Source organism: Mesorhizobium sp. M1365 (genome assembly GCF_040317865.1).
GTDB lineage: Bacteria > Pseudomonadota > Alphaproteobacteria > Rhizobiales > Rhizobiaceae > Mesorhizobium.
This window is the reverse complement of record NZ_JAMYLG010000018.1, coordinates 83,939-100,746: the sequence shown is the minus strand read 5'-3', so window position 1 is coordinate 100,746 and position 16,808 is coordinate 83,939. Positions and strand designations below refer to the sequence as shown.

Below are 16,808 nucleotides of genomic sequence, written 5' to 3'. Positions count from 1 at the left end.
ACGGACGGCTCCCTTGTTTGAGATCTCAACGAACTCATTCTGGCACATCCGATGCCGTCGGGCGCCGTCCACCCCATCATGCCGTTGCCTTGGCCAAGGAGCCAGCGGAGCAGAATTCTGCGCCGCAGCGGCGCTCCGAAGTCAGGGCATGGATCCTGGGGTCTGCGCCGCGTCGCTTCGCTCCTTGCTTCGCCCCAGGATGACGAAGCGATGGACGTTTCCGCTAATCGCCAAGGCATGTGATCCGTCGAAGGCAACGACCCGTGCAAAACTTCCGCGCAAAGTATCTAACGCGCCAGCCCAAAAATCGTGTCGCAGTCGAGGTGGGTTTCCAGTTCGGCTGCGATCTCGTCCAGTGCCCGTTCGACCTCGGCGCGGTAGTCGATGCCGCCGCCCTTGACGCCGAGGCTTTCGAGGAATTTCGCCCGGAAGGCATCGGCGGAAAACAGCCCGTGCATATAGGTGCCCACCACCTTGCCGTCGGCCGAGATAGCGCCGTCATCGATGCCGTTGATAACGGCGGACGGCCGCAGCGTGTCCGGACCGGTGGTGCGGCCGAGATGGATCTCGTAGCCCTCGAGCGGCAGATCGAATTGCACCGAGCGCGCGCTGACATTGCGCACCGTCTTTTCCGGCTCCATCACCGTTTCGACGTCGAGCAGCCCAAGCCCTTGCGTTTCTGTAACGCTGCCCTCGATGCCGTCGGGATCGCGCACGATATGACCAAGCATCTGGAAGCCGCCGCAAATGCCGACGATATGACCACCGCGTTTCCTATGCGCGGCAAGGTCGCGGTCCCAGCCGTTCTCGCGCAATTTCAGGAGATCGCCGATCGTCGACTTCGAGCCGGGAATGACCACCAGACCCGCATCTTCGGGCAAGCGCTCACCAGGCGGCACGAACACCACCTCGACCTGCGGTTCGGCCTTGAGCGGGTCGAGATCGTCGAAATTGGCGATGCGCGAGAGCACCGGCACGGCGATCTTCAGCGCGCACTTCTCGCCGGACGCCAGTCGCTCGAGCACGACGGAATCTTCCGATGGCAGCCGCGCCGCCGCCTTCAGCCACGGCACGACGCCAAAACAGCGCCAGCCGGTGAATTTTTCGATCGCCTTGATGCCGTCTTCGAACAGCGAGACGTCGCCACGGAACTTGTTGATGAGGTAGCCGACGATCATGCGCCGGTCCTCCTCCGGCAGGATCAGATGGGTGCCGGCGACCGAGGCGATGACGCCGCCGCGATCGATATCGCCGACCAGGATCACCGGCACGCCGGCGCGCGTCGCAAAGCCCATATTGGCAATGTCGCGGCTCCTGAGATTGATCTCGGCCGGCGAGCCGGCGCCCTCGACAATGACCAGATCGGCGCCCTCGCCGACCTTTGCCCAGGAGTCCAGTACCGCATCCATCAGCCGGCCCTTCAGCGCCTGGTAGTCGCGCGCCCGCGCCTCGCCGAACACCTTGCCCTGCACGACGACTTGAGCGCCGACATCGGTCTGCGGCTTGAGCAGCACCGGGTTCATGTGGAGGGTCGGCGCCACGCCGCAGGCGATCGCCTGCAGCCATTGGGCGCGGCCGATCTCGCCGCCGCCTGAATCGCCCGGAATATCGGCGACGGCGGCGTTGTTGGACATGTTCTGCGGCTTGAACGGCCGCACCTTCAAGCCGCGCTTCTTCGCCGCGCGGCACAGACCGGCGACGAGCACCGTCTTGCCGACATCCGAACCCGTGCCCTGCAGCATGATCGCCTTGGCCATATCAGTCCCTGCCCTGCCCAACGGTTGCGGTGATCGTCGACTTGGCCGCCAGTGGCCCGCCACGCCAGAGATAGAGCGCCAGCAGCGGCTCCTTGCCGGTGCGCATGGCGTGGTTGATGTCAGAGGCATGGTGGATCACCTCGCCCGCCGCTCGAAGGCGAAAACCGCCGTCGCCCATGCGCCATTCGGTGCCGCCGGTCAGCGGGATGTAGATCTCCTCCGCGACATGGTGGTGATCGGGGTAGACAATGTCGGGCCCAAGGATCAGCAGGCCGCCCGCGACCTCGTCATTGACGAAATGGCCGCGTGTGCCGAACACCTCCAGCCAGCCGTAATTGTCGATGAAAGCCTTGCCGAAATCCGCTTCGCCATAGGTTTGCCCCCAGCGCAGATCTCCGCGACGCTCCGCAACCAGCCGCGCCAGGGGCTTGGCCGTAGCGGGAGCGAGTTCGACGATCCGGTCGAGCTGGACGAGACAAGGCAGTGCATGCGGTTCGAGCGGACGGGACGGCATGTCCCAGCCGATCCGGGCCACGGCGTCGCGTACCAGCGCATCATCGAACGTCTGGAGATAGGCATGGAAGCATCCAAGCAGTTCGTCGAAAGTTGTCGTCACACTTTGCTCCAAAGCGCATTCGCCCACAGCCGCTGCCCAGATGGTTGGATGGAGACGATCGGGTTGCGCGGCGGCATCATTGGTCTAGATTGGACTGCGCGCAAAGCCAAAAACGACAGGCCAGCAGGCCGGAAACATCAGGGAGCACGCCATGGACGCCGCTGTCGATGCGGGCACCAGCCAGTTCGAACTCAACGAGGACCAGCGCGCCATCCAGGAGATGGCGCAAGCCTTCGCCGCCGACCGCGTGGCGCCGAACGCACTCGACTGGGATCGCAACAAGCATTTCCCGGCCGATGTGATCCGCGAGACAGGTCCGCTCGGCCTTGGCGGCATCTATGTCCGCGACGACGTCGGCGGCTCGGGGCTCGGCCGGCTCGACGCCGTGCTGATCTTCGAGGCGCTTTCGCGGGCCGATCCGGCGTTTTCCGCCTTCATCTCGATCCACAACATGGCGGCATCGATGATCGACCGCTTCGGCAGCGACGAGCAGCGCCGGCGTTTCCTGCCGAAGCTGACCTCGATGGAATGGCTGGCAAGCTACTGCCTGACCGAGCCGGGTTCGGGATCCGATGCCGCGGCGCTGAAGACGCGTGCGGTCAAAAGCGGCGGCGACTATGTGCTGAACGGCGCCAAGCAGTTTATCTCCGGTGCCGGCGACAGCAACCTCTATGTCGTCATGGCGCGCACCGGCGCCGACGGGCCGAAAGGCATTTCCACCTTCGTCGTGCCGAACGATGCGCCGGGCCTTTCCTTCGGCGCCAACGAGCACAAGATGGGCTGGCACATGCAGTCGACGCGCCAGGTCGTCTTCGAGGACTGCAAGGTGCCGGCCGAAAATCTTTTGTCGGCTGAAGGCGCCGGTTTTGGCATCGCCATGGCCGGGTTGGACGGTGGCCGGTTGAACATCGCCGCCTGCTCGCTCGGCGGCGCGCAATCGGCACTCGACAAGGCACTCGCCTACACCGCCGAACGCAAGGCTTTCGGCTCGAAGATCAACCAGTTCCAGGCGCTGCAGTTCAAGCTTGCCGACATGGAGACCGAACTGCAGGCAGCGCGCGTCTTCCTCTACACCGCCGCCTCGAAGCTCGACCGCAACGCGCCGGAGGCCTCGAAATGGTCGGCGATGGCCAAGCGCTTCGTCACCGACGCCGGCTTCAACGTCGCCAACGACGCCCTGCAGCTGCACGGCGGCTATGGTTATCTGCACGACTACGGCATCGAGAAGCTGGTGCGCGACCTGCGTGTCCACCAGATACTCGAAGGCACCAACGAGATCATGCGCGTCATCATCGCTCGCGCCCTGATCGGACGGTAAGGCAGTAGGCAGTAGGCAGTAGGCAGTAGGCAGTAGGCAGAAAGATGACCGGCAAGATCAATTCGTACAAGGATCTTATCGTATGGCAGCAGGCGATGGATCTGGCCGTCACCTCCAGATCGCCGAACGCATTGGCCTTGCTACGCATGATCAAGCCTATCACGTGCTTTTAGCGACCGAGGGCATCGGGAAAATGCTTCGCCAACTTATTAGCAAACTTGCGCCCGAATAGGTCGCTTACTGCCTACTGCCTACCCAAACCACGGAGCGCCATTATGACCACCATCGCCTTCATCGGCCTCGGCAATATGGGCAATCCGATGGCCTCCAACCTGGTCAAGGCCGGGTATGCCGTGCACGGCTTCGACCTGGTGCCGGAGAATCTCGTCATCGCCAGGGAACACGGCGTCGTCATCATGGCCAACGCCGTTGCAGCGGTGAAAGACGCCGATGCGGTCATCACCATGCTGCCGGCCGGTAAGCATGTTCTGTCGGTTTACGCAGACATAGTATCCAAGGCAAAAAAAGGCGCGCTGTTCATCGATTCCTCTACCATCGATGTCGAGTCGGCTCGAAAGGCCCATGCCATCGCCGCCAAGCACGGGTTGCTGTCGATCGACGCGCCGGTCTCCGGCGGCACGGGCGGTGCGGCGGCCGGCACGCTGACCTTCATGGCCGGCGGTTCGAAGGATGCCTTCGCCATGGCCGAACCAATCCTCAAGCCGATGGCCGGCCGCATCGTTCATTGCGGCGACGACGGCGCCGGACAGGCGGCGAAGATCTGCAACAACATGATTTTGGGCATTTCGATGATCGGCGTTGCCGAGGCCTTCGTGCTGGCAGAAAAGCTCGGCCTGTCGCACCAGGCGCTGTTCGACGTCGCCTCGACCTCGTCCGGCCAGTGCTGGTCGCTGACCACCTATTGCCCGGTGCCCGGCCCGGTGCCGACATCGCCCGCCAACAATGGCTATAAGCCTGGCTTCGCGGCGGCACTGATGCTGAAGGACCTGAAACTGTCGCAGGAGGCCGCACAGAGCGTCGGTGCAGCAACGCCGCTCGGCGCCGAGGCAGCCCAGCTTTATGCGCTGTTCAACGCACAAGGGAATGCCGGCGCGGATTTTTCCGGCATCATTAATTTCCTCCGTGGTGACCCAGCGTAAGCTCCAGGTTCACAGGTTTTCGATCTGCCCAAAGCGGAAAGTCGGCAAATTTAGGTTTGCTTAAGCTCTTGCTAACCCTGCAGTAACGATATGCGTTTAAAACGGATTGCGAGGCGGACATCCGCCCGGCGCTCCGGATCAGGTCTCGCGTACCGGAGCCCGTAAGTTTCGCCGTAAGTTTCGCAAGTGTATTGTTGGCGAAGCGCCATGCGTATCTGGCAAAGCCGCGTTCCGATGGAGCGCGGTTTTTGCGTTTCGCATTCTTCAAGGACAATGAGGCGATCGCCCTGGCGTGTCTCCAGATGATCGTCGGCGTCGTGGCTGCTGTCCTGAGCTACGTCGACCCACAGGTGGTCGCGCCCCAATCCCCCAGCGCGTCGGTGCCATGGCTCATCGGTCAGCTACGCTACTTGCGTGCGAGCACGACGTGGGCCTCTTGGGGGAACATCAGCTCCCCTTCAGTTGAATAGATTGCCAGCGAAAAATCTAGATCACCGGTGATCGCTGCGATGACTGCTTCCCGATGCCCGGCATCAATTCTGCTGACCAGCCCGGCCTGCGGAGTCGCTGCCAACTGTAGTCGCACATATTCCCTAGACGAGGGAAATCGGATGTTTTGTGTCGTCGTGTGGATGGTCACCTGACGAAATCCCGCCTCGGCCACCAATCGGTAAAGCTCGTCCGCATCGGCGAGTGAATGCTCAGACCTTTTCGTTGCCGAAGCGCCTGGACCGAGGTGTCGATCCAAGGCATCCGCCAGCGCCTTCGCCGCAGGAGTGTGCTCAATAGCGCTGAAAACGTTTAAAGCCAGTCGGCCGTCAGGCACCAGAACCCGGAACATCTCACGGAGCGCACTAGATCGATCCGGAAAAAACTGCAGTCCGAGCTGGCAAAGAACCAGATCGAAGGCGGAGTCAGGGAACGGCATTTCGAGCGCGCTTCCCTCGTGCCAGTCGATACGCGCTCCAGCGCCTCTCGGGAGCGACCGAGCAACGGCGAGCATGCCCGTATTGATGTCGAGGCCGACGACCTGCCCACTTCCCATACGCTCGGCCGCCGAGCGTGCCACCACGCCGGTGCCGCAAGCTACGTCCAAAATCCGCTCACCAGATTGAGGCGCAGCACAATCCATCAGGTCCGCAGCCCACAGGGCTGTGATTGCCGGGACCAGGTAGCGCTCGTAGAGGTCCGCGGCGCTGCCTTCCAGCTGCCACTGCTCCTGCTGGGCCATAGTGTCCCTCCCGCACAACGATCTCGGGCAACGGGCCCGATCGCCGCTTCAGCAGCCATCATAAAGCGCGTGTCTGTCGACTAGCAACCGGGCAATGGAAACCGGCAGGGTGCTATTCTTCGCGTTCCGTATCACAACGGTCTTTGCACCATCCGCCCCAAGTAGAATCAAACTCGCATTCCACTGTGCACTCCAAGCGCGGCATCTCGCCAACATTTACGAGGCCGATATCCACGAGTTTGTAGCGAGCGATCGCCTTTGGATATTTCCTGAAAACACTCTCAATTTCCGCCACGAAGCCCTTGTGCTCTTCTGGAACCGGCCTTTTGAAAGGTGTTTTGGCGTCCTGCGCAAGAGATACAGTGATGACCGATTGCATAACCAAGGCTAGGATCAAAGAAATGGTGCGCATCAACTGTCTCCAATACGCCTTACGTGGAGAGATGTTTTGATGGTGGATGGCCGCAACTCCGGGACGGGGGGAAGGCCGTATCGAGGGTAGTCTGCGTCAAACATGGCCCACCATCGCCCGTGTAATCGTTGCACGGGCAGTTGCCGTGCGCCTCTATATGCGCGTTGCAAGGGTTCCCGAACCCAAACCCATCATCAGGTAAAGTTACTCCCGCCCGCGCCAGTAGCGCCGCGGCTTCTCTCCGCGCGCTGATGATCAAGAACGCGGCCTTTTCCAGGGCTTCCGATTGTTCGTGCGTGAGACCCTCCCGAGACAGATATTTAAACATGTGTCACTCCCTCAGATTTGGATTCGCCAAATGCCTCAATTGGGAAAGCAAGCATGCTTCAATTTGCACACCGCTCGACTTGTTCGCTCTTCAACGTGGCGCTATTCGTTGCGACGTGGCGCTAAGGACAGCTAGTCGCCCATTTTGGTCTCCTTGAACGAATGATCCATTGCTGAAGTTGATCAGGCGAAGTTGACAGGACCGGACTTACGGATGGCTTACGGAAGTCACGCTGATCGGCGGCAGGCGACAAGACGGGCGCCGTTCGCACGCTTGCCGCGCTCGGCATGGACGAGTTTTGCCAGCCGGGGAGTGAGGTAGGCTTGGCGCGCCAAAGGGCGCGTTTCCACCCGCAGCCGAATTCGAACTGACTTTGTCCACGTCGTCGACCATCTGCTCGGCGATCGACGCAGCGATCGCCGAGCGTCCGACTGCAGGACGCCCGGCGATGGTTCTACCTTACCCCCTTGCGCAAATCCGCTTGCGCCAGATCGAGCGCCGTGGCGATGCGGTCGCAGGCCATGTCGATCGTCTCGCGCGTCCAGATCAGCGGCGGCGACAGGATCATCGTGTCGCCGGTAGCGCGCAGCATCATGCCCTGGACAATCGCGTGGTCGCGAACCATCACCGCCGCGCTGCCGGCAGGCAGGAAGCGCTCCTTGGTCACCTTGTCCTTGACGATCTCGATCGCCCCCATCAGCCCGAACGAGCGCACCTCGCCGACCAGATCGTGCCCACCGAGACGTTCCTGCAGGGCCCTGGCGAAGTAAGGCCCGGTGTCGTTCCTGACGCGCTCGACCAGGCCTTCACGCTCGATGATCTCGAGGTTCTTCAGCGCCACCGCGCAGGCCACCGGATGCCCGGCATAGGTGTAGCCGTGGTAGAATTCGCCGCCCTTTTCGACCAGCGTCGCCGCGATGCGGTCGCCGACCAGCAGCGCCGACAGCGGCTGATAGCCAGAGGTCAGCGCCTTGGCCGTGGTGATGGTGTCGGGCTCGACATCGAAGGCTTGTGCGGCGAACCACTCGCCTGTGCGGCCATATCCGGTGATGACCTCGTCCAGCATCAGCAGGACATCGTATTTGCGGCAGATGCGCTGCACCTCCGGCCAATAGCTCATCGGCGGGATCTTCACCCCGCCTGCCCCCATCACCGGCTCGCCGATGAAGGCGGCCACCTTGTCGGCGCCGGCTTCGAGGATAGCGTCCTCGACCGCTTTTGCCGCGCGCAGGCCGAAATCATGGTCGCTTTCGCCGGGCAGTGCGAGCTCATAGGCATAGGGCATCATCACATGGACGATGTTGGGCACGGCGCCTCCGAGCTGCTTGTGCATCAAATCCATGCCGCCGAGCGAGGCGCCGGCGATGGTCGAGCCGTGATAGCCCATCTTGCGTGAGATGATGCGGTTCTTCTCGGGCCTGCCTTCCAGCACCCAATAGTGACGGACCAGGCGCAGCGCCGTGTCGTTGGCCTCCGAACCGGACGAGCCGTAGAACACCTGGTTGATGTGCCTTGGCGCGATCTCCGCCAGCTTTCTCGACAGCAGAACCGGCGTCGGCGTCGAGCATTTGAAGAAAGAGTTGTAGTAGGGCAACTCCTTCATCTGGGCGTAGGCGGCGTCGGCAAGCTCGTCGCGGCCATAGCCGACATTGACGCACCACAGCCCAGCCATGCCGTCAAGGATTTCCGTCCCTTCGGCATCATAGATGAACGGCCCGTTGGCGTGGGTGATGATGCGCGAGCCGGTCTCGCGCATCTCTTTGTGGTCGGTGAACGGATGAAGGTGATGCGCGGCATCGATCTGCTGAAGCTGCTTCAGCGAATAATTCTGGTAGGTCATGTCTGGTCTTTCCTCTTGAACCAATCCGGCAGCTTTCGCGCCGGGGCGGATTCGTCAGAGGACAGCGGGCGGCGAATAGCCGATGCGAGCGCACAGCCGCAACAACTCGGCGCGTAGCGTGCGCGACGACGGCGTCACCGCCACCCTAAATGCGCAACCCGATTTCGCCAGCCGAGCCATGCATGTACCTTAGGCTGCCTCGAGCCCTCAGTTCAAGCCGTGCCGGTCAAGCGACGCCGGTCAATTGGTGCCAGTCAATTGGTGCCAGTCAGGGCCCGCTGCAGGAAGACGTACTTCATCGCCGCCTGTGCGGCCTGCGGCCGCCGGTCGCCGCGTCCACCATGGCCGCCCTCGGTCTCCTCGAAGAACAGCGTCTTGCCATGGCCGGCCGCCTGCAGCCGTGCCGCCATCTTGCGGGCATGCCCGGGATGGACGCGATCGTCGGCGGTCGAGGTCGTCAGCAACACCGGCGGATAGGCTGCATCCGCGTCTACATGCTGGTAGGGCGAATAGGCGGCGAGCCAGGCTGCCTCTTCCGGCTTCGCCGGATCGCCATACTCGGCCATCCACGACGCGCCGGGCGGCAGTTCGGTGTAGCGCAGCATATCGAGCAGCGGCACGTCGATGATCACTGCACCGAACAATTCCGGGTGCTGGGTCAGCGAGACGCCGGTCAGCAAGCCACCATTCGATCCGCCCTGGATGCCCAGCGTGGCGGGCGTGGCGATGCCGCGTTTGACCAGATCTTGCGCGACCGCGGCGAAATCGTCGAAGGCATTCTGGCGATTGGCCTTGAGCGCCGCCTGGTGCCAGTTCGGGCCGAACTCGCCGCCGCCGCGGATGTTGGCCTGCACATAGGCATTGCCCTTCTCCAGCCACAGCCTGCCGCGCACGCCGGCATAGCCGGGCAGCAGCGGCACTTCGAAGCCGCCATAGCCGTAAAGCAATGTCGGCACGGGTCCATGCAAGTCGCGCCTCCTGACGACGAAGTACGGGATCATCGTGCCATCCTTCGAGCGCACCTCGAACTGTTCGGAGACCAGGGACGACGCATCGAAACGCGCCGGCTGCGACTTCACCGTTGCCAGCCCCGCGGCGTTGTCGTCCGACCAGATGATCGAGCTCGGCGTCAGGAAATCGGTGAAGGAGAAGGAGACGCTGGAGCCGAAATGCTCGGCATGGCTGATGCCGACATTGCCGTTTTCGGGCAACGCCACGGGCTTGAACTCCCAGCCGCTGTCGCTGCGCTCGCCGGCGACGACCTTGCCGCGCACATTGTCCATCAAATTGATGAACAGCCGGTCCTGCGTGCGGGCAATGCCGGCGATCGAGACGCGGTGCGCCGGCTCGAGCACGGTATCGAGGGATCCGAATATCCCGGTTTCGATCCAGCGCTCGAAATCGAGTGAATAGAGCCCGTCGGGCTTACACAGCGTGCCGTCCGGCGCAGTCCACGGGGTACGCACGCCGAAGACGAGCTGGCCCTTGAACAGCGCTGTATCGGTGACGTCGTCCGGCAACGGGATGCGCCTGTTCTCGCCGGAAGGCAGCCGCAGGAAACTGTGCGAGGCGAAGAAGTCGATGGTCCGGGCGAGGAAGACATGACGCTTGTCGCCGTCGAATTCGACGGACCCGCCGGCGGCAAGATCCTGCTTCAGCGCCTCGAAGATCGGCATCGCCGCTTCCAGTGGCGTGCCGCGCCGCCAAAGCTTGACCACGCGCGGATAACCGGACTGGGTCTTGTCGTCCTCCTCGAAGGCGGCGGAAACGATAACCGTGTCCTCGTCCAGCCAGCTAAAGCTCGACTTCGAGGCAGGAGCGCGAAAGCCGCCATCGACGAACGATCTGCTTTCGATATCGAATTCGCGCATCTCGCTGGCATCGCCGCCATCCGGCGACAGGTTGAGCAGGCAGCGGCTGAAGTCGGGGTAGAGCCGACTGGCGCCGCTGAACACCCATTTCACCCCCTCTTTCGCCGCCAGACTGTCGAAGTCGATGATCGTCTGCCATTCCGGCTTGTCGGTCTTGTAGGAGGCGACGGTGGTGCGCCGCCAAAGGCCGAGTACGTTCGTCCGGTCCTGCCAGAAATTATAGACATAGCCGTTGACAGCGGCCCCAACGGCGATGTTATCCTCGGCTGTTATCAGGTCGAGCGCCGTCTCGAACGACGTCTGATAGGACGGATCGCCCTGCAGCTCCCCGACCGTAACTGCATTTTGGTGATGCACCCAGTCGAGCGCCTGCTTGCCTCTCCTGTCCTCAAGCCAGAGAAACGGGTCTTCGGCCGCCGAACCCGGCTGGCCCTTGGTATTCGATTTGGTCATGACGTCTCCGGTTGAGTCGGGCGGCGGCATAGCCAAGATCGACATGGGGCCGCTTATATTCAAGTCATTCGTCAGAAACGGCGGCTTTCTGGCATTCACACCATCCGTCCTCGAATGACCGTTACAACTGCCAGCGCCAGGCAAATGGCACCGAGCGTCATTGGCAGGCCGCCGGCGCCAACAACATCCATGGCGCTGCCCGCCAGCGGCGGCACGGCGATGCCGCCGACGCCCCACATCAGCGAGAAGGCGGCGTTGCCGGCGACCAGTGCCGAGCCGGTGAACCGCTCGCCGAGTTCAATGATCGACATCGTGTAAATGCCGTAGGAAACCGCGCCCCAGATGAAGACGCACGGCCAGATCAGCGGCGTCTCGATGAGAAACGGCAACAGAACGCATCCGAGCACCGTCATCGAAACACAGATGAACCGCACCAGCCGCGCCGTCAGTCGTTCCGCCAGCAGGCCGAGCGGCACCTGCATAGCGATGTTGCCGGCGATCATCACCGACAGCAGCGCCGACATGCGCGCTTCGGCGATGCCATAATGTGTTCCGTAGACCGGCAGCAAGGCGAGCACCGCCTGTTCGAAACCGGCGGCCACGATCACCGCCGATAACAGCAGCCACGCCTGCGGCACGAACCCCAGCACCGAAACGCGGTGCCCGCTCTCGTCGACCTTGGGCAGCCGTGCCAGCACCGAGGCGAGGCAGGCGCCGCAAAACAGGAATGCGGCGATGCCGACGAGGAACGGCGGCCATCCCTCGGTGCCGACCGCAAGCAGGCACAGCGGCCCCGCCGCAAAGCCCGCCGAAATGATGGTCGAATAGATGCCCATGACGCGGCCGCGGCGTGTCGGCGGCGCCAGTGCGATCACCCAGACTTCGCTCAGCACGTAGAGCGGGTTGGTGACGGCGCCGATCAAAAAGCGCAGAGGAAACCACAGATAGACATTTTGCGTCCAGCCGATCAGCGCCAGCACCAGCGCGGAAAGTGCCGCGCAAGTAAGCGCGGTGCGCCCTGCCCCGAAACGCCCCGCCAGCGCCGGAACCAGCGGCGACGAGACGATGAAGCCGATCGGCGTCATTGCCGCCGACAGGCCGATCATGGCCGGCGAGACGCCCTGGCGCTGCAGGATGAAGCTCAACAGCGGATAGCTCAGCCCTTGCGCGATGGCGAACACCGAGACGGTGGCGATCACGCCGGTGATCGCCGCCCATTGCACTGTCTCGCCGCTGTCCTGTTCCGCCCGGTCCATGATGCAGGACTAGCGTTTCGCTTTCATCGCGGTAAGCACCGGCAACGAAAACCGCTTGCGCCAGCCGGAAGAGATAAGAGCCTGACGATCCCTCCGGCTGCCCTTCAGGCATGTCGCTTCCCTCGTCCTAGTGGTCGCCGCCTCCGCAATGGCTGGCCGGGCGGCAGTCCATTATGCCGCCGCATTGCCGCAGCGTACGAGGACTATCATGACCGCCGCCATTCAGCCCGCCGAACCTGCATTGGCAAACGACCGCGCCCGTCGCGGCGGCCGCGCGGGAAAGCGTGCCGGCGGATCGGCGGCGTTCGAGCAGCCGCCGTTTCGGCAGTTGAAGAACCCGCTGGCGCCGACCCGGCTGATTTCCGACGACGAGCTGGAATCTATCCACCTCGCCTCTCTGCGCGTGTTGCGGGAAATCGGCGTCGACGTGCTGCATGACGAAGCCCGGCGCATCATGAAGGCGCATGGCGCCGATGTCCGCGAAGGCAGCGAGCGGGTGCGCTTCGACAGTGACATGATCCTGGAACTGGTTGCGCACTGCCCGCCGGAATTCACCATCCACGCCCGCAACCCGGCGCACGACGTGCGCTTCGGCGGCGATAATCTGATCATCTCAATGATGGCGTCGGCACCCAATTGCTCAGACGTCGACCGCGGCCGCCGGCCAGGCAACCAGCAGGACTACCGCAACTTCCTCAAGCTTGCGCAGATGCACAACATATTGAACTGCACGGGCGGCTATCCGGTCGAGCCGATCGACATCCATCCGTCCGTGCGCCACCTCGAATGCATCCGTGACCTCGCCACTTTGACCGACAAGATGTTCCACATCTATTCGCTCGGCAAGGAACGCAACGTCGACGGCATCGAGATCACCAGGATCGCACGCGGCATCAGCCATGAGCAGTTGCTCGCAGAGCCGTCGGTATTCACCATCATCAACACCAATTCGCCGCTCAAGCTCGACGTGCCGATGATGGAAGGCATCATCCAGATGTCGAGCAAGGGCCAGGTGGTCATCGTGACGCCGTTCACCCTGTCCGGCGCCATGGCGCCGGTGACGATTGCCGGCGCGCTGGTGCAACAGAATGCCGAGGCGCTGTCCGGCATCGCCTTCGCGCAGATGGTGCGCAAGGGCGCGCCTGTCGGCTACGGCGGCTTCACCTCGAACGTCGATATGAAGTCCGGCGCGCCGGCCTTCGGTACGCCGGAATATATGAAGGCGCAGCTGGTCGGCGGGCAGCTCGCCCGCCGCTACAACATCCCCTACCGCACCTCCAACACCTGCGCCGCCAACACGGTCGACGCGCAGGCCGCCTATGAAAGCGTGTTCTCGCTGTGGGGCGCCATCCAGGGCGGCGGCAACCTGATGATGCATGCCGCCGGCTGGCTCGAAGGCGGCCTGCGCTGCTCCTATGAGAAGACCATCCTGGATATAGACCTGTTGCAGATGGTCGCAGAGTTCCTGACGCCGCTCGATCTTTCCGAGGAAGCACTCGGTTTCGACGCCATACAGTCCGTCGGCCCCGGCGGCCATTTCTTCGGCACCCAGCACACGCAGGACCGCTACAAGACCGCGTTCTATGCGCCTATTATCTCGGACTGGCGCAATTTCGAGAGTTGGGCGGAGGCCGGATCGCCGACGGCGCTCGAAAAGGCCAATCGCGTCTGGAAGGAACGGCTGGCCTCCTATGAAGAGCCTTACATGGATCCGGCAATCCGGGAGGAGCTCAACGCCTTCGTCGACAAGCGCCGGGCCGAAGGCGGCGCGCCGACCGATTTTTGATCATCTGATGAGTAGTCGACCCCCACTCCGTCTTGATGGCAGGCTGGCCCGAAACATCGCTGTATCCCATCTCCGCTTTGTTTTCGCGCCCCGCTCACTCGATTCAATCTCTTCAAAAACGGATCTATCTTCATGAAATCTCATGCAAAAGCGGTTGTCATCGGCGGCGGCGTCGTTGGCTGCTCGGTGCTCTATCATCTGGCCAAGTCTGGCTGGACCGACATCATGCTGATCGAGCGTTCGGAGCTCACTTCCGGCTCGTCCTGGCATGCGGCGGGCGGCTTCCATACGCTGAACGGCGATCCCAACGTCGCCAAGCTGCAGGCCTATACGGTGCAGCTTTACAAGGAGATCGAGGAGATTTCCGGCCAATCCTGCTCGCTGCACCTGACCGGCGGCGTGATGATGGCCGACACGCCCGAGCGCATGGACTTCTTGCGGCTCGCCCACGCCAAGGGCCGCTATCTCGGCATGGACACCGAACTGATCACGCCGTCCGAAGCCAAGGCAATGTTCCCGCTGATGGACGAGACGAATTTCGTCGGCGCCATGTGGGATCCAGTCGAGGGCCATCTCGACCCTTCCGGCACCACCCATGCCTATGCCAAGGCCGCCAGGAAGCTAGGCGCCGAGATCGTACTGCGCAACCGCGTCGTGGAACTGACGCAGGAGGTCGACGGCACCTGGAACGTCGTCACTGAGCAAGGCACAGTCAAAGCCGAGCATGTGGTCAACTGCGGCGGCCTGTGGGCGCGCGAGATCGGTCGCATGGTCGGCGTCGAACTGCCAGTGCTGGCCATGGAGCATATGTATCTCCTGACCGAGCCGATGCCGGAGGTCGAGGAATTCAACAAGTCGACCGGCCGCGAGATGATTGGCGTGCTCGATTTCAAGGGCGAGATCTATACCCGCCAGGAGCGCAACGGCATCCTGCTCGGCACCTATGAAAAGGCCTGCAAGCCGTGGTCGCCGGTCAGCACGCCCTGGGATTTCGGCCACGAGCTGCTGCAGCCAGACATCGACCGCATCGCGCCGTCGCTCGAGATCGGCTTCAAGCATTTCCCCGGCATCGAAAAGGCCGGCATCAAGCAGATCATCAACGGCCCCTTCACCTTCGCGCTGGACGGCAACCCGCTGGTCGGCCCGGTGCAGGGCCTGACCAATTTCTGGTGCGCCTGCGCCGTCATGGCCGGCTTCAGCCAGGGCGGCGGCGTCGGCCTGGCGCTGTCGAACTGGATGGTCCATGGCGACCCCGGCTTCGACGTCTGGGGCATGGACGTTGCGCGCTTCGGCGAATGGGCAACGCTGCGCTATACCAACGCAAAGGTCCGCGAAAATTATTCGCGCCGTTTCTCCATCCGCTTTCCCAACGAGGAATTACCGGCGGCAAGACCAGCACAGACGACCCCGCTTTACGACACCATGCTCGCCAACAACGCCGTCATGGGCGACAGCTGGGGTCTCGAAACCCCGCTCTGGTTCGCGCCGAGAGGCTCGGAGCCGAAGGACGTCGTGTCCTTCCACCGCTCCAATGATTTCGGCGCGATCAGCGAGGAAGTGCGCGCCACCCGCGAGAAGGTCGGCGTCACCGAGATCGCCAACTTCGCCAAATACGAAGTCTCCGGACCGGGGGCCGAGGATTTCCTCAACCGGCTGATGACCAATCGCATGCCGAAGACCGGCCGCATCGTGCTGACGCCGATGCTGAACGAGTTCGGCCGGCTGATCGGGGACTTCACCATCGCCAAGGCGGGCCCAAGGGGTGGGGAAGAACGCTTCATGATATGGGGTTCTTCGGCAGCGCAAAAATACCACATGCGCTGGTTCGAGAAGCATCTGCCAAAGGATGGAAGCATCCGCATCCACCGCTTCGACCAGACGCTGGTCGGTCTCTCCATCGCCGGGCCGAAATCCCGCGACCTGCTGCAGAGACTGGTCGATGTCGACATCTCGACCAAGGCCTTCCGCTTTATGGATTTCCGCGAAATGGCGGTCGGCGGCGCGCCTTGCATGGTCAATCGCATCACCTACACCGGCGACCTCGGCTACGAGATCTGGATGGCGCCTGCCTACCAGCGCCTTGTCTATAAGGCGATCAAGGAGGCTGGCGAAGAGTTTGGGCTTGTCGATTTCGGCATGCGGGCTTTGCTCTCTATGCGCCTTGAGAAGAACTTCCCGACCTGGTTCCGCGAGCTACGTCCGATCTACGGACCGTTCGAAGGCTCGATGGACCGCTTCATCAAGCTAGAGAAGAACGACTTCATCGGCCGGGAAGCAGCGGCCAAGGAACAGGCAGAAGGGCCGAAACTGCGCCGTGTCTCCTTCATCGTCGATGCCGCGGATGCAGACGTCATGGGCGATGAGCCGATCTGGGCCAAGGTCGGCGGCAAGGATTACGGCACCGTGGAAAAGCCGCATGGCTATGGCGCGCCGCGCTTCGACGCGGGCGGCAAGGAAGTGCGCGGCTCGAACGCCGCCGAAGGCGCGTCTGCCGTGCGCGGCATTGTCGACGGCGACTGGCGCGTGGTCGGCTGGGTCACCTCCGGCGGCTATGCGCATTATGTCGAGAAGTCGATGGCGCAAGGCTATGTACCGGCAGCGCTTGCCGAGAACGAGAGCGCCGGCCTGTTCGAGATCGAAATCCTCGGGCAACGGCGGCCGGCACGCATCAATGTCGAACCGCCCTTCGACCCGAGCGGCGAAAAGATGAGGACGTAGACGCAGCCAGCCGGTCGCATTGTGCGGAGCATACTCTTCATGCTAGCGCAGCCGGCAACACT

13 protein-coding genes are annotated in these 16,808 nt (G+C 62.8%); 5 read left to right on the top strand and 8 right to left on the bottom strand.

Translation table 11 applies throughout. The features are described 5' to 3' along the window. Positions 1–287: 287 nt before the first annotated feature. On the bottom strand, positions 288–1,757 hold the full coding sequence (locus tag NKH04_RS20005; protein WP_353044820.1) for a cobyric acid synthase: 1,470 nt from the start codon (positions 1,755–1,757) through the stop codon (positions 288–290). Between the two features lies 1 nt (position 1,758). After that, positions 1,759–2,373, bottom strand: coding sequence for a dimethylsulfonioproprionate lyase family protein (locus tag NKH04_RS20000; protein WP_353044819.1), 615 nt, complete (start codon positions 2,371–2,373; stop codon positions 1,759–1,761). A 151-nt stretch (positions 2,374–2,524) separates the two neighbouring features. Between NKH04_RS20000 and NKH04_RS19995 the strand changes: the two genes are divergently transcribed. The 3 genes from NKH04_RS19995 (at position 2,525) to mmsB (ending at position 4,851) form a co-directional block, all read left to right on the top strand. Then, a complete protein-coding gene (locus NKH04_RS19995) occupies positions 2,525–3,691 on the top strand; it encodes an isobutyryl-CoA dehydrogenase (protein WP_352815760.1) in 1,167 nt (388 codons plus the stop codon). Between the two features lie 44 nt (positions 3,692–3,735). Continuing rightward, positions 3,736–3,864, top strand: coding sequence for a hypothetical protein (locus NKH04_RS19990; RefSeq protein WP_352918957.1), 129 nt, complete (start codon positions 3,736–3,738; stop codon positions 3,862–3,864). A gap of 102 nt (positions 3,865–3,966) precedes the next feature. Then, positions 3,967–4,851, top strand: a complete 885-nt coding sequence (gene mmsB, locus NKH04_RS19985; RefSeq protein WP_352767980.1) for a 3-hydroxyisobutyrate dehydrogenase — start codon at positions 3,967–3,969, stop codon at positions 4,849–4,851. 406 nt (positions 4,852–5,257) lie between these two features. Here mmsB and NKH04_RS19980 read toward each other — a convergent pair whose 3' ends face one another. The 6 genes from NKH04_RS19980 to NKH04_RS19955 form a co-directional block, all read right to left on the bottom strand. Next, the gene (locus NKH04_RS19980) at positions 5,258–6,082 is read right to left on the bottom strand and encodes a class I SAM-dependent methyltransferase (protein WP_353044818.1); all 825 of its coding nucleotides are present in this window, start codon (positions 6,080–6,082) and stop codon (positions 5,258–5,260) included. A gap of 112 nt (positions 6,083–6,194) precedes the next feature. Further along, on the bottom strand, positions 6,195–6,494 hold the full coding sequence (locus NKH04_RS19975; protein ID WP_353044817.1) for a hypothetical protein: 300 nt from the start codon (positions 6,492–6,494) through the stop codon (positions 6,195–6,197). Between the two features lie 19 nt (positions 6,495–6,513). Beyond that, positions 6,514–6,822: a DUF6422 family protein gene (locus tag NKH04_RS19970; RefSeq protein WP_353044816.1), complete on the bottom strand. Its 309-nt coding sequence runs from the start codon at positions 6,820–6,822 to the stop codon at positions 6,514–6,516. 454 nt (positions 6,823–7,276) lie between these two features. Beyond that, on the bottom strand, positions 7,277–8,662 hold the full coding sequence (locus NKH04_RS19965) for an aspartate aminotransferase family protein (protein ID WP_352766895.1): 1,386 nt from the start codon (positions 8,660–8,662) through the stop codon (positions 7,277–7,279). A gap of 254 nt (positions 8,663–8,916) precedes the next feature. Further along, positions 8,917–10,986 carry a prolyl oligopeptidase family serine peptidase gene (locus tag NKH04_RS19960; RefSeq protein ID WP_353044815.1) on the bottom strand — a complete coding sequence of 690 codons (2,070 nt, stop codon included), beginning with the start codon at positions 10,984–10,986 and terminating at the stop codon, positions 8,917–8,919. 95 nt (positions 10,987–11,081) lie between these two features. Further along, positions 11,082–12,242, bottom strand: a complete 1,161-nt coding sequence (locus NKH04_RS19955) for an MFS transporter (protein WP_353044814.1) — start codon at positions 12,240–12,242, stop codon at positions 11,082–11,084. Between the two features lie 208 nt (positions 12,243–12,450). Here NKH04_RS19955 and NKH04_RS19950 point away from each other — a divergent pair, with 208 nt between their 5' ends. Both NKH04_RS19950 and NKH04_RS19945 read left to right on the top strand, forming a co-directional pair. Then, positions 12,451–14,028: a trimethylamine methyltransferase family protein gene (locus NKH04_RS19950; protein WP_353044813.1), complete on the top strand. Its 1,578-nt coding sequence runs from the start codon at positions 12,451–12,453 to the stop codon at positions 14,026–14,028. Positions 14,029–14,160: 132 nt separating this feature from the next. Continuing rightward, positions 14,161–16,746: a GcvT family protein gene (locus NKH04_RS19945; RefSeq protein WP_353044812.1), complete on the top strand. Its 2,586-nt coding sequence runs from the start codon at positions 14,161–14,163 to the stop codon at positions 16,744–16,746. Positions 16,747–16,808 lie beyond the last annotated feature (62 nt).

What these genes read in the sequence shown, in the direction of transcription:
- NKH04_RS20005 (WP_353044820.1), bottom strand. Translation starts at nt 1,757, where the DNA reads ATGGCCAAGGCGATCATGCTGCAGGGCACGGGTTCGGATGTCGGCAAG.
- NKH04_RS19995 (WP_352815760.1), top strand. Translation starts at nt 2,525, where the DNA reads ATGGACGCCGCTGTCGATGCGGGCACCAGCCAGTTCGAACTCAACGAG.
- NKH04_RS19990 (WP_352918957.1), top strand. Translation starts at nt 3,736, where the DNA reads ATGACCGGCAAGATCAATTCGTACAAGGATCTTATCGTATGGCAGCAG.
- mmsB (WP_352767980.1), top strand. Translation starts at nt 3,967, where the DNA reads ATGACCACCATCGCCTTCATCGGCCTCGGCAATATGGGCAATCCGATG.
- NKH04_RS19980 (WP_353044818.1), bottom strand. Translation starts at nt 6,082, where the DNA reads ATGGCCCAGCAGGAGCAGTGGCAGCTGGAAGGCAGCGCCGCGGACCTC.
- NKH04_RS19975 (WP_353044817.1), bottom strand. Translation starts at nt 6,494, where the DNA reads ATGCGCACCATTTCTTTGATCCTAGCCTTGGTTATGCAATCGGTCATC.
- NKH04_RS19970 (WP_353044816.1), bottom strand. Translation starts at nt 6,822, where the DNA reads ATGTTTAAATATCTGTCTCGGGAGGGTCTCACGCACGAACAATCGGAA.
- NKH04_RS19965 (WP_352766895.1), bottom strand. Translation starts at nt 8,662, where the DNA reads ATGACCTACCAGAATTATTCGCTGAAGCAGCTTCAGCAGATCGATGCC.
- NKH04_RS19960 (WP_353044815.1), bottom strand. Translation starts at nt 10,986, where the DNA reads ATGACCAAATCGAATACCAAGGGCCAGCCGGGTTCGGCGGCCGAAGAC.
- NKH04_RS19955 (WP_353044814.1), bottom strand. Translation starts at nt 12,242, where the DNA reads ATGGACCGGGCGGAACAGGACAGCGGCGAGACAGTGCAATGGGCGGCG.
- NKH04_RS19950 (WP_353044813.1), top strand. Translation starts at nt 12,451, where the DNA reads ATGACCGCCGCCATTCAGCCCGCCGAACCTGCATTGGCAAACGACCGC.
- NKH04_RS19945 (WP_353044812.1), top strand. Translation starts at nt 14,161, where the DNA reads ATGAAATCTCATGCAAAAGCGGTTGTCATCGGCGGCGGCGTCGTTGGC.